The following is a 12,535-nucleotide window of genomic DNA, read 5'->3' on the forward strand; positions in this document are numbered from 1 at the left end:
CTGATTAGCTGTTGGCCCGCGGCGAACTGTGCCGTGGGCCAACACCTTTTTAACCGGTGGCACAGTATCCTTGACCGGCACGGGTAGTGGCGGGTTCAGTGTGAACAGTAAGCCGGAAAGCATCCCGGGCATTCTACTGAGGGGGAACCAGATGGCCACCGACGATCAAGAGTTTGAGCTTCCAGAGGGCATTGATCCCGAGATGGTGCAGTTCTTCCTCGCCGCCGAGGAGGAAGAAGAAGAGGCCCTCCCGGAGTCGGAGGAGACCCCGGATGAGGATCCTGACCTTGAGGTTCTCCGAGAGGTCGTTCGTTCGACGCTCCTGCAGGGGGCCGACCCGGAGCTGATCGATTCCGTTCTCTCCGGTGATTTGGAAGAGGACGAGGACGGAACCTCCCCGGGTGATGTTGACGTGGAAGCCGAGGAGGCCGCGGCAGTTACGGCAGCCCACGATATCTACCGTTCTCTGCTTGAACGGAACCCCGAACATGACTTTGAGCCGACTCTCACCCGGGTTGAGGCGGTCATGGATATCCTCGGCGATCCGCAGGATTCCTATCCGAGCATCCACGTGGGCGGCACGAACGGAAAGACTTCAACCACCAGGATGGCCGCTGCCCTCCTCCACGCCTTTGGGATTCGTGTCGGCGCCTTCACATCACCCCACCTCAAAAATGTTCGCGAGCGGATCGCGATCAACGGCGAGCCCCTGTCTGCAGCCGAGTTCGTGGCGGCCTGGGAAGATGTGGCTCCCTATGTCGGAATGGTTGACGCCCAGTCCGCTGAGGAGGGCGGTCCCCGCATCTCCTACTTTGAGTCTCTGGCGATCATGGCACTGGCAGCTTTCGCTGACGCTCCGGTCGATGCCGCTGTCATCGAGGTCGGCATGGGTGGGCGCTGGGATGCGACGAATGTGATCGACGCCGGAGTCGTGGTGATCAACCCGATTTCCCTAGACCACACCCGGTGGTTGGGGTCCACGCTGACCGAGATTGCCTTCGAGAAGGCGCAGATCATCAAGGATCGCTCCATCGCGGTGGTGGCCCAGCAGGAGGAAGAGGTCCTGGAGGTGATTGAACGCCGTGCTCTAGAGGCGGACGCTGTTCTTTGGCTTGAGGGTCGCGACTGGGAGCTCCTATCGCGAACCAGCGGCGTCGGCGGTCAGATCATTGACGTACGCACACCCACCGGCGTCTACGAGCAGCTCTTTGTTCCGCTCCATGGGGAACACCAGGCACACAATGCCGCAGCTGCCCTTGTCGCGGCTGAAGCCATGATGGGTGGTAAGTCCCTTCCCGCCGAGGTCATCGAGGAAGGCTTCCTCTCAGTCCGCTCGCCGGGGCGCCTCGAGGTGGTGCGCACCTCGCCGACCGTGGTCATCGATGCGGCGCACAATCCAGCGGGGGTAGCTTCGCTGCGCAGGGGAATCGAGGAGTCCTTCGCCTTCAACGTCACCATCGGACTCTTCTCAGCGATGGCAGATAAGGCAATCGAAGAGATGCTGGTAGAGATCGAACCAGATCTAAACGAGATCGTCCTCGCCCCCATGGGAGGGGACCGTGCTGCAGAGATTGAAGAGTTGAAGGAGATTGCCGAAGACGTGTTCGGGGAGGATCGTGTTCACGTGGCAGAAAATGTCACGGAAGCGATTGATCTGGCCACCCAGCTGGCCGATGCCCCGGTGGACCCGACCCTGACTCGCGGCATCGTGGCCTTTGGTTCGATTCAGTTTGTGGGTGAGATCGCCTCATTGCTTCAGAGGTAGGGACTGCACGGTTAGCCGCTCTGCAGCCGCGGACTGAAACTCCGTTCGCCAAGATATGAGTCCCTTTCAGAGTTTGACCAAGGCTGGCAAGATTGGGTGTGATCGGGCATACGCTCGCCGTCTCTAGATTGGAGTGCTCAATGAAGAAGCTCATCAACGATCCGCAGGCAGTGGTCAAGGAAACCCTCGAGGGATTTGAGGCCGCCCACGGCGACCTCGTCAAAGTCCACTACGAACCCGACTGGGTTGAACGTGCAGTTGCGAAAGCTGACGGCAAGGTCGGTTTGGTATCCGGTGGTGGCTCGGGACACGAACCCCTCCATGCCGGCTACGTCGGCCTCGGAATGCTCGATGCGGCTGTCCCGGGTCCCGTCTTTACGTCACCGACTCCCGATCCCATTGTCGAAGCTACCAAGGCTGTCGATCGTGGTGCCGGAGTTGTCCACATCGTCAAGAACTACACGGGAGACGTCCTCAACTTTGAGACCGCCGCCGAACTTGCAGGAATGGATGACGTGGCGGTAGAGACCGTTCTCGTCGATGATGACTGCGCCGTCGAAGATTCGCTGTACACCGCCGGGCGCCGCGGTGTCGCCGGAACCGTCCTCGTCGAAAAGATTGCCGGAGCAGCAGCGGAAGCTGGGCTGACACTGACCGAGGTGGCGGAGGTCGGCCGTGAGGTCAACGCCAACACCCGCTCGATGGGTCTTGCCCTCGGTCCCTGCACGGTTCCTCATGCAGGTAAGCCTTCCTTTGATCTTGAAGATAACGAGATTGAGCTGGGAATCGGTATCCACGGTGAGCCCGGGTACCGCCGCGGCCCCATGGAGGCCGCCGATGACCTCACCGAAGAACTCTACGAAAAGGTCCGGGACGACCTTGGTCTGACCAAGGGCGATCGCGTGATCGCGCTGGTAAATGGTATGGGTGGAACGCCGGAGTCCGAGCTTTATATCGTGTTCCGTAAGCTCGCACAGCTGCTTGAGGCAGATGGGATTGATCTGGTTCGCCCGATGGTCGGCAACTACGTCACCAGCCTTGAGATGCCGGGAGTCTCAATCACCCTTACCAGGGTCGATGACAAGATGCTCGAGTACTTCGATGCGCCTGTTGATACACCGGCGTGGAAGAACTAGTTAGATACTAGGCGTGTGAAGCGCCCGGCCGACACCTGTGGGCCGGGCTGTTTCATGGGCCCGAAGGGTCGCAGTGCGACCCCGATGTAAATCCACAACAGAAAGAGCGAATCATGGGAAACAACGTTGAATGGGCGCGCCGCTGGGTGGAGCTTTCCGCCGGGGTTGTTGCTGAGAACCGAGAGCTACTCATCGACCTGGACCGCCAGATCGGAGACGGCGACCACGGGGAGAACCTGGATCGTGGCTTTTCGGCGGTCGTGCGTGGGGACGGCCTCGCTGAGAGCGTCAGCGGTCAGGATGTCCTCAAGTACGTTGCCAAAACCCTGCTCTCCACCGTGGGTGGAGCAGCCGGGCCACTGTACGGAACCGCCTACCTCCGCGCGGCGGGAGCCATGCCCGAGGAGGAGATGACCAGCGAGGACGTGGTCGCCGTTCTCGATGCAGCCGTCAAAGGTGTTCAGGCGCGTGGGAAGGCTATCGCGGGAGAAAAGACCATGGTTGACGCGTGGCTGCCAGCAGTTGAGGGAGCTCGAGCTGCCGCCGCAGCGGGTGAGGACGTCGCTGGGACATTCGCTGTTGCTGCTCGCGCCGCAAAGGAGGGTTCCGATGCCACCGAGCCGATGAAGGCGACGAAGGGACGCGCTTCCTACCTTGGTGAGCGCAGCATCGGCCACCTTGATCCAGGTTCGGTATCTTCGGCCCTGCTACTTCAAGCCGCGGCGGATGCTGCGGCTGAAACCTTCGGGAAGGATGCTTAGTCTCCATGGCTAGAGTTTCGCTCGTTCTGGTTTCTCATTCAGACGCACTGGCTGCCGGCCTCGTTGAGTTGGCGGCAGCCATGGCCCCCGACGTCCATATCGCGGGTGCCGGAGGCATGGATGGTGGGGGACTGGGAACCTCATTCGATCTTGTCGACTCCGCAGTCGAGAAGGCTCTGGGTGCCTCCGAGGGGGCCGGGGTGGTGCTGCTGTCCGACCTCGGTTCAGCAACCTTGACCGTGGACACAGTCCTCGAGTTTGCGGACAACCCACTGCAGTTACGTTTCGCGCCGGGTCCGCTTGTCGAGGGCGCCGTGGCCGCAGCGGTGGTCGCGCAGCAGGGTGGCGACATCGATCAGGTGGTCGCTGCGGTTTCTGAGGCTGCAACGCAGTGGTGCGACTCCGCTACGATCAGCGAGGGTGATGGTGAGGCGAACATAACTGCCGGGGAAAGTGAAGTCTCCACAGAAGCCGTCATTGCAGATGCCGCCGGATTGCACGCACGTCCCGCGGCTATGCTCGCCAACCTTGTCTCATCCTTCGACGCTGATGTATATGTGAACGGGGTGGGGGCCGACTCCATGATAGAAATTATGGGTCTTGGGTCCCGCCAGGGCGATAGGGTTACAGTCACCGCTACTGGCGCTCAGGCGTCGCAGGCTGTTCGCGCTGTCGCGGATGCCATAAACATCGGCTTTGATTAGCCCGCCGTATTACGAAGTAAGGAAGTTACATGCCTACACCTGATCTGTTGGACCCCCGGAAAGAGCACACCCTCGTCCTCATCAAGCCCGATGGTTTTCGTCGTGGCCTGACCGGGGAGATTCTGCGCCGCATCGAGCAGAAGGGATACGTGCTGAAGGGCCTAAAGATCAAGAAGGCTCCCCTTGCTCTTCTTGAGGAGCACTACGAAGAGCACATTGAGCGACACTATTTCCCAGCGTTGGCCGAGTACATGATGGAAGGTCCCCTGGTGGCGATTGTGGCCGAGGGTGACCGTGTCATCGAGGGCCTTCGCATTATGGCCGGTGCTACCAACCCCACCCTCGCTAATCCGGGAACCATCCGGGGGGACCTCGGGCGTGACTGGGGCCCGGATGCCGTGCAGAACGTTGTTCACACCTCCGATTCCCCGACCTCGGCGATCCGCGAAATCTCCCTGTGGTTCCCTGAGCTCGCGTATGACGAGTCAGGAGAGTCTGCACTCTAAGTGCACTTTCGGGTAGGCAGGCATGTACCTCAAGGAACTGACGGCTGCGGGTTTTAAGTCGTTTGCCTCTACAACCAGGTTCCAGTTTGAACCGGGGATCACAGCCATTGTGGGTCCCAACGGTTCAGGGAAATCGAATGTTGTTGACGCCCTAGCGTGGGTGATGGGGGAGCAGGGGGCGAAGTCCCTGCGTGGCGGCAATATGGCGGATGTCATTTTTGCCGGCGGTACCACCAGGGGTCCTCTCGGGCGCGCCCACGTGGAGCTGACCATCGATAACTCTGATGGTCGCCTTCCGATCTCCTACTCCGAGGTCACGATCTCACGAACAATGTTTCGATCCGGGGGGTCCGAGTACGCCATCAACCGCCAGCCGGTTCGCCTCCTGGATGTTCAGGAACTGCTGTCAGACTCGGGCTTGGGCCGGCAGATGCACGTCATCGTCGGCCAGGGGCAGCTCGACACGGTCCTTTCAGCTTCGCCAACTGATCGACGTTCCTTCATTGACGAGGCCGCTGGCGTCGCCAAGCACCGTCGCCGTAAGGAGCGAGCTCTCCGTAAGCTCGAGTCAATGGACGCCAATCTTGTCAGGGTCCTCGACCTCACCGAAGAGATGCGTTCACGACTTCGACCTCTGGCAAGGCAGGCCAAGGCCGCTCGGGAGGCAGCCGGGGTTCGCTATGCCCTCGGCTATGCGACGGCGAGGATCCTCGGCGAGGATCTCGTGAAGGGACGCGCTGATCTGGCGCGCGATAGCGAAGTCCTTGAAAGGTTGCGGGGTGCCGCGCGCGTTAGTGCGGAAGAGCTCGATGAGCTCAAGAGGCGCCAGGTGTTGGTCTCGCAGCTGCAGGCTCGCGCCCGGGAGCGTGCCGACATGGTCGGGGAGCGGTACCGGGATTTTACGGAACAGCGAGAGCGTCTTATCGGGATCGAAGAGATTGCCCAGGAAAGGGCTTCTTCGGCGGCTAGAACACCCACTGCAATATCAGAGAGCTCCGTGCAACTGGCTGTGAAGCGTGCGGAGGAGGCCGAGGCTGAGGCTGCTGAGCAGCGGTCGCTTTCCGCGCAGGCCGAGGCGGCTCACCGTGAGGCAACCGTCATTCGTGAGCAGCGCGAACCCCTCGTTCGTGATGCTGAGCAGGCACTACGCCGGGCCCAGGGAGATGTCCGCTCCCGCCAGGAGAGGTACGCGCGGTTGGTGAGAGAGGCAGAGAATGCCGCACTCTCCTCACAGGCTGCTCGCGGCCAGTTTGACAGCGCCCAGCAGCGACTTGTGGCCGCGGAGCAACGCCACGCCGCGGCAACCAAAGACGCGAGGACATTTGCCTCTCAGGGTCTCACCGCGCACGATGGGCAAACTACGATCGAGGGCAACTCGGAAGCCTCGGCCTTCGAAAACGCCTCAATCGCGGAACAGGGATCACGCGATATGCTCGCTGCCGCTGAGCGGGAGGAACGTGATCTCGGTGTTGAGGTTTCGCGGCTGCGCTCCAGGCGCGAAACGCTTGAAGCATCCCTTTCAGGAGGGGCTGGAGTCCAGCGCTCGGCCTCTGAACAGATCCGCGCCTTCGGTGACCGTTTGCTTTCTTCACCACGTCTTGAGGACACCCTCCAGATCGAGCGCGGTTGGGAAGAGGCACTGACCGCGGTGCTCGGACCACTGCTTTCCGCCCATGTTGTTGAGGGTCAGGAGCTTTATGGCGAGCTGCTTGATGAGATCCCCGCGGGCATCAGTGCGCCAGATCTTGACTCCGCCGGGCTGGTCACCCAAGTGGGGACTTCGCCCATCAACCTGTCATCGACTCCTGAGGGATGGATCGAAATCGGCGCAGAGTTGGGAGTCGTTCCCGCCTACTCGGTGGTGGCTGCCGAGGGGCCCGGGAACACTCTCGGTCCACTTCTGGTGGATACCTGGGTTGCTCCAAGCATTGGTGCGGCCCAGGAGTTCCACCGGCTGCTAGGGCCTTGGTCGGCAACTGAACAGGCTGACCGGGTGGAGCGCATTATCGTCGCCACCAGCTCCGGAACCGTGGTCGGGTCAAACTTCCTCAGGCTGCGAGGACAGCAGGTTACCTCCCGTCTTTCACTTCGAGCGGACCTTGAAGAAACCAGGGTCGCCGAGGACTCTGCACGGGAGCGACTCCAGGCTAGCGCCGCCAAGGTTCGGGTGGCTCGTGAGGCGATGCAGGCGGCGATAAAGTCCAAGAATGCGGCTCTGACTGAGCTACGGGCCGCAGATGCGGAACGTGCCAAGGTAGCCCAGGAGCAGGCGCGTCTCAATGCCCTCGCCCATGCCGCAGAGGTTGATGTAGAGCGGGTGCGCCGACAGGTCGGAGAGGCTGAGGCCCGAATGGAGGCTGCGAAGGCTGCTGAAGCCAAGGCCGCCGCCCTCGTTCCAGAGCAGGCTCCCTCGGAGGACGAGGTTGATCTTGAGGCGGTTGCACGGGCCATTGATGAGGCTCGCGAGGCACTGCAGCAGGCCTGGGAGGTAGAGAACCAGGCGCGACTGGATGCCCACATCGCACGGGAACGTTCCGCAGCGTCGGACCGTCAGTCCAGGGCATTTGCAACCCAGGCGCAAACCCTTCGGGAAGATCGTGAGCGTCAGGTGGCTCGGGAGATGGCAGCCAAGGGGGCTGTTGCAGGGTTCCAAGTCATCATGTCTCGGGCCCGGGCAGGAGCAGCACGCGCAGAAGAGGCGGCCGGAACTGCACTCAGCCTGCGTACCGCCGCCCGTGATCGCCACCATGAGCTAACCGAGGAACTCGGAGGGATTGCCGAGCAGATTCGGCAGTTAGAACGCGATCAGGTAGCGGCGAATGAAACCCTGCTGCAGACGGAAGTGGCCGTTGCGGGACAACGATCCCTGGTCAATCAACTTGAAGAAAAGGCCAGGGTTCTGACTGAAGACTACGGGCAGATCCTCAAGCTTCGCGTGCCGATGTTGCTCGAAAAGTACGGGAGTGCGCATGCTGGAACTGAAGCGACCGCTGACGCCGAGGACGGTGAAGGGAACCTTCTGTCGAGCGAGCCGACCTCTTCCAGTTCGCTCGCTGCCGATGAGGTTATCTCCCACTACGGTCCCCACCTACCGTGGAATCCTCAGCCTCCCTCGGAGGCATCCGATGTGGATGAGGGAGAAACGGCACCGTTTACCCGGGAGCATGCAGAAGCTGAGAGGTCGCGAGCAGAACGCAGTCTTGCCCGTCTGGGGATCGTCAACCCGCTCGCTATCGAAGAGTATGAGGCCGCCTCGGCGCGCTACACATTCCTGGAGAACCAGGTTGAAGACCTGAACCGCTCAAAGTCTGACCTCCTCGCCCTCGTTCGTGAGATCGACACCCAGGTACGAGAGTCATTTGCTTCGGCGTTTGCTGACACCGCGAAAATGTTTGAGCGGACCTTCTCGAAGCTTTTTCCGGGTGGCACCGGACGTTTGGAGCTGACTGAACCTGATGATCCGCTAACCACGGGAGTTGAAATCTACGCCCGTCCCTCCGGAAAAAGAGTCACCCGACTCTCCCTCCTGAGCGGCGGGGAACGTTCACTGGCTGCGCTGGCCTACCTGATAGCCATCTTTGAAGCCCGTCCCTCCCCGTTTTACGTCCTCGACGAGATTGAGGCCGCCCTCGATGACATCAACCTGTCGCGGGTGCTCTCCCTGCTCGAGGATCTCCGAAAGGAAAGCCAACTACTGATCATCACCCACCAGAAGCGAACCATGGAGTTCGCCGACGCCCTCTACGGGGTGACCATGAAAGACGGAGTTACTGCGGTAATGTCACACCGGATGGCCAGCTGAAAACCACCGGCAACAAGATAGGCTGGCCCCTAGCCGAAACTGTCGGACAGGAGGGCGCAGCCTTGAAGGAACTGACATCGTGAGCGCAAAACTAGCTCTCTACCTGGCCATTGGTGTGCTGATTCTTCTGGCCGTGACGGTCATTGCTGTAGCGGCATTGGTTCGCCGCCCCCGTCGAGAGTGGCAGGTAGCAGTTCGGGGCCAAGCCCAGGACGTTCGCGCAGTCGGTATCTCCTCTTGGCACGGCAAACCTGTCAAGCCCCGCAGGGTCTCCCTGGATGAGATGTGGGCGACCACCTCGGTGCCCCAAAGTGCCTATGTTGGCGCGCCAAAGATCCCTGACCGGCAAGCCGTCCTGGATGCACTTTCACCGGCTCCGTCCCACGTGATTGCCCAGTACACCGACTCATTTGCCCGCAGCTCTGTTTTGACGCCCCGCCCGGCTCCTGCACCGCAACCGATGGTGGGAGAGGGCGATCCCTTCTATGAACCCGCCGTGATCACCGGGGAAATTTCGCTGTTTAACGCTGCGCTACCCCAGGAAACATACGACGATCAGGGCGACTGGGAAGCTAGGGCGGAGGCCAGCAGGATTCCGTTCAAAGAGGTGGCTCAAGGCTGGCTAGCAAATGCGAGAACCGCATCCGCAGGTGCCGGAGCCTGGCTTGCAGCAGCAGCCGCGCAACTCAGGGAAAAGTTCGCCACGACTGAGGACGAGGCCTCCGAGAACCAGGGAGAGGACGTAATCGTCGAGGTGTCCGAGGACGAGGTGCTCCCTGAAGCCGATGTTCCCGTCGGGGACGAGGCGCCGCTGGACGATCACCCTGTGCCCCCTCCGCCACCCCCGAGCGTTGATGACCTGGAACGGTGGGTCAACCACCTGGGTGAGTCAAACGAAACTTCAGAACACGAAGAAGGCCAGCCCCACTGGCGCAGCCCTTCAGATCCCGCCGAAACCGGCCTTTAGGAAAAATTGATGGAAGCCCTAGCTCAGTTCTTCTCCACCCCCGTTGGGCTGCTCGTTGCAGCTGTCATTCTCATCGCCATCGTGGCGGTCATCGCCCTCGCTGTTAGGTCCAAGCCAAAGCGGCCGAAGGAAACAGTCGAACAGGTTGAGCAGGCCCCCACCTCTCCTCCACCTGAACCTGTCGAGACGGAAACCGTTGTCGAAGAGGTCGAAGAGGTCGAAGAGGTCGTCCCCGAGCTCGAAAAGCCCGAGGCGGTGCGAAGCCGGATGCAGCGCCTTCGCGCCCGCATGGCTTCATCCGGAGGGATCGGAGCCGCGCTGCTCGCTGTCTTTGCACGGGGTGAACTCAGCGCATCTGACTGGGAAGAGATTGAGGACACCCTTCTCATGGCCGATGTGGGCCTGGGTCCGACGGATGAGATCATGGAGCGCCTGCGCCAGGAAGCTCGTATCCGAGGGGGTTTGGATAGCGGATCAGCCCGTGAGGTTCTGCACGATGAACTTCTCAACCTTGTCGGCCCCGATATGGATCGATCGCTCAACCTCAACCCGATGACAACCACCCGGGGCGAAATCGGTCCCGCTGCCGTCCTCGTCGTGGGTGTGAATGGTACCGGGAAGACAACAACCGTGGGCAAGATGGCCCGCCTGCTTCGGGCCGAGGATAAAAAGGTTGTCCTGGGTGCAGCAGATACCTTCCGTGCAGCAGCCAGTGAACAGCTTGAGACCTGGGGTGCACGTGTCGGGGTCCCGGTTGTCTCCACCGATCGTGACGGGGGAGATCCGGCTTCGGTTGCCTTCGACGCGGTGAAGGTTGCCATTGAGACCGAATCGGACGTGGTGATTGTCGATACTGCTGGCCGCCTGCAGACCAAGTCCGCCCTCATGGATGAACTGGGCAAGATTCGTCGGGTGATGGAGAAGCAGGTTCCGGTAGCCGAGGTCCTTCTGGTTCTCGATGCAACAACGGGACAGAACGGAATGAAGCAGGCCCAGGTCTTTGCTGAAGCCGTGGGAATCACCGGCATCGTCCTCACCAAGCTCGATGGTTCAGCCAAGGGCGGGATCGTCATCGCGGTTCAGAAGGAACTCGGGGTTCCCGTCAAGCTGGTGGGTCTCGGGGAAGGACCGGATGACCTGGCTCCGTTTGACCCCACGGGGTTTGTGGATGCCATTGTTGGACAGTGACTTCTACTCCCGGCCAAGCTGGCTGGGATAATGTCACTTATTGTGCGTAAAGTCGCGTGGTACCGCCACCCGACCGACGAAGGGTTTACCTGTGTTTGACAGTCTTTCAGATCGCCTTAGCGACTCTTTCAAGAAGCTGCGTGGCAAGGGGGTTCTGTCCGAGGCCGATGTGGATGCAACCCTCGGCGACATTCGCCGTGCACTCCTCGATGCCGACGTCGCCCTCCCCGTGGTTCGAGAGTTCATCGGAAATGTGCGAGAAAAGGCCTACGGGGCCACCCGTTCCAAGGGCCTTAACCCCGGTCAACAGGTCGTCCGGGTCGTTCATGACGAACTCATTGAGATCCTGGGTGGTGAAACCCGGGAGCTGACATTCGCACAGCGCGGACCGACGGTGTTCATGCTGGCGGGCCTTCAGGGTGCGGGTAAGACCACGCTGGCCGGAAAGCTTGGCAAGTGGCTACGTGAAGAAGGTAAGCGCGTTCTGCTGGTGGCGTCCGACCTCCAGCGTCCCAATGCTGTTCAACAGTTGCAGATAGTCGGAGAGCGGGCCGGTGTTGACGTTTGGGCCCCCGAACCGGGGAACGGCGTGGGCAACCCGATCATCGTTGCTCGAAGTGGACTGTCTGAAGCCGTAATGAACGGCTACGACGTTGTCATAGTTGATACCGCCGGTCGTCTCGGCGTTGACGAAGAGATGATGCAGCAGGCCCGTGACATTCGCGATGCCGTGAAGCCCCATGAGACGATGTTCGTCCTCGACGCCATGGTCGGTCAGGATGCGGTTCACACGGCCACCGCCTTCCGTGAGGGAGTGGGATTCACGGGCGTCGTGATGTCGAAGATGGACGGCGACGCACGTGGTGGTGCAGCCCTGTCAGTTCGCGGCGTGACCGGGGCGCCGATTCTTTTCGCCTCAACGGGTGAGAACCTTGATGACTTTGAGCGCTTCCACGCCGAGCGTATGGCGGGCCGAATCCTCGATATGGGTGACATTCTCACCCTGATCGAGCAGGCTGAAAAGAAGATTGACCAGGAAGCCGCCGAGGAGATGGCTTCGAAGGCTCTCTCCGGAGAACTGACGCTCGCAGACTTTTTGAAGCAACTCCAGCAGGTGCGCAAGCTCGGCTCGATGAAGAAGGTTCTCGGCATGATGCCGGGTATGGGGCAGGTTCGTGATCAGCTGGCAAACTTTGATGAGCGAGAGGTCGATCGGGTTGAGGCCATCGTCCACTCAATGACTCCGGCTGAACGCAACGACATCAAGATACTCAACGGATCACGCCGCAACCGAATTGCCAAGGGCGCCGGAGTCACCGTCGCAGAGGTTAACGGGCTCGTGAAACGATTCGAAGCTGCTAAGCAGATGATGCAGTCGATGGGACCGGGCGGTATGCCCAACCTCGGTGCGATGCAGGGACGCCCGGGGCGTGCCGCGGGCCGAGCAAAACAGAAAGAGCAAGCTCGAGTCGCTCAGGCCCAGCGGGCTCGGGTCCAAAAGAAGGCCCGGTCGGGTAACCCGGCCAAGCGACGCCAGCAGGAACTTGAGGCCCTGTTGCCGAAGGAGCAGCGTGGAGGAAAGGCGGCACCCCGGGGTTCTGCGTTCGGAGTGGGCGCGCCGGAGCAGGATCCGGCCAAGTTGCGTGAGTCGATGGACTCGCTACCAGATGATTTGAAAAGGATGCTCGGAAAGGGCTTCTAGGAGC

9 protein-coding genes are annotated in these 12,535 nt (G+C 61.0%); all 9 read left to right on the top strand.

Features of this window, described 5'->3' with window-relative positions:
- Nucleotides 1–151: 151 nt before the first annotated feature.
- The 9 genes from CS903_RS06305 (at nucleotide 152) to ffh (ending at nucleotide 12,531) form a co-directional block, all read left to right on the top strand.
- On the top strand, nucleotides 152–1,765 hold the full coding sequence (locus CS903_RS06305) for a bifunctional folylpolyglutamate synthase/dihydrofolate synthase (protein ID WP_099332708.1): 1,614 nt from the start codon (nucleotides 152–154) through the stop codon (nucleotides 1,763–1,765).
- A 140-nt stretch (nucleotides 1,766–1,905) separates the two neighbouring features.
- Nucleotides 1,906–2,901: a dihydroxyacetone kinase subunit DhaK gene (gene dhaK / locus CS903_RS06310; RefSeq protein ID WP_099332709.1), complete on the top strand. Its 996-nt coding sequence runs from the start codon at nucleotides 1,906–1,908 to the stop codon at nucleotides 2,899–2,901.
- Between the two features lie 113 nt (nucleotides 2,902–3,014).
- Nucleotides 3,015–3,662: a dihydroxyacetone kinase subunit DhaL gene (gene dhaL, locus CS903_RS06315; RefSeq protein WP_099332710.1), complete on the top strand. Its 648-nt coding sequence runs from the start codon at nucleotides 3,015–3,017 to the stop codon at nucleotides 3,660–3,662.
- A gap of 5 nt (nucleotides 3,663–3,667) precedes the next feature.
- Nucleotides 3,668–4,366 (top strand): dihydroxyacetone kinase phosphoryl donor subunit DhaM, encoded by a 699-nt coding sequence (dhaM, locus tag CS903_RS06320; protein ID WP_099332711.1) that lies wholly within the window; start codon nucleotides 3,668–3,670, stop codon nucleotides 4,364–4,366.
- 29 nt (nucleotides 4,367–4,395) lie between these two features.
- Nucleotides 4,396–4,872, top strand: coding sequence for a nucleoside-diphosphate kinase (gene ndk / locus CS903_RS06325; protein ID WP_099332712.1), 477 nt, complete (start codon nucleotides 4,396–4,398; stop codon nucleotides 4,870–4,872).
- A 22-nt stretch (nucleotides 4,873–4,894) separates the two neighbouring features.
- Nucleotides 4,895–8,674: a chromosome segregation protein SMC gene (gene smc, locus CS903_RS06330; protein WP_099332713.1), complete on the top strand. Its 3,780-nt coding sequence runs from the start codon at nucleotides 4,895–4,897 to the stop codon at nucleotides 8,672–8,674.
- Between the two features lie 79 nt (nucleotides 8,675–8,753).
- Nucleotides 8,754–9,641 (top strand): hypothetical protein, encoded by an 888-nt coding sequence (locus CS903_RS06335; protein WP_099332714.1) that lies wholly within the window; start codon nucleotides 8,754–8,756, stop codon nucleotides 9,639–9,641.
- Between the two features lie 9 nt (nucleotides 9,642–9,650).
- A complete protein-coding gene (gene ftsY / locus CS903_RS06340) occupies nucleotides 9,651–10,829 on the top strand; it encodes a signal recognition particle-docking protein FtsY (RefSeq protein WP_099332715.1) in 1,179 nt (392 codons plus the stop codon).
- Nucleotides 10,830–10,920: 91 nt separating this feature from the next.
- A complete protein-coding gene (gene ffh / locus CS903_RS06345; RefSeq protein WP_099332716.1) occupies nucleotides 10,921–12,531 on the top strand; it encodes a signal recognition particle protein in 1,611 nt (536 codons plus the stop codon).
- Nucleotides 12,532–12,535: the final 4 nt, after the last annotated feature.

This window comes from Actinomyces minihominis (genome assembly GCF_900187855.1).
GTDB classification, from domain to species: Bacteria; Actinomycetota; Actinomycetes; order Actinomycetales; family Actinomycetaceae; genus Scrofimicrobium; species Scrofimicrobium minihominis.

Excerpts from the sequence above, each read along its gene's own strand:
- dhaL (WP_099332710.1), top strand. The coding sequence starts at position 3,015 with ATGGGAAACAACGTTGAATGGGCGCGCCGCTGGGTGGAGCTTTCCGCC.
- CS903_RS06305 (WP_099332708.1), top strand. The coding sequence starts at position 152 with ATGGCCACCGACGATCAAGAGTTTGAGCTTCCAGAGGGCATTGATCCC.
- dhaM (WP_099332711.1), top strand. The coding sequence starts at position 3,668 with ATGGCTAGAGTTTCGCTCGTTCTGGTTTCTCATTCAGACGCACTGGCT.
- ndk (WP_099332712.1), top strand. The coding sequence starts at position 4,396 with ATGCCTACACCTGATCTGTTGGACCCCCGGAAAGAGCACACCCTCGTC.
- ftsY (WP_099332715.1), top strand. The coding sequence starts at position 9,651 with ATGGAAGCCCTAGCTCAGTTCTTCTCCACCCCCGTTGGGCTGCTCGTT.
- smc (WP_099332713.1), top strand. The coding sequence starts at position 4,895 with ATGTACCTCAAGGAACTGACGGCTGCGGGTTTTAAGTCGTTTGCCTCT.
- dhaK (WP_099332709.1), top strand. The coding sequence starts at position 1,906 with ATGAAGAAGCTCATCAACGATCCGCAGGCAGTGGTCAAGGAAACCCTC.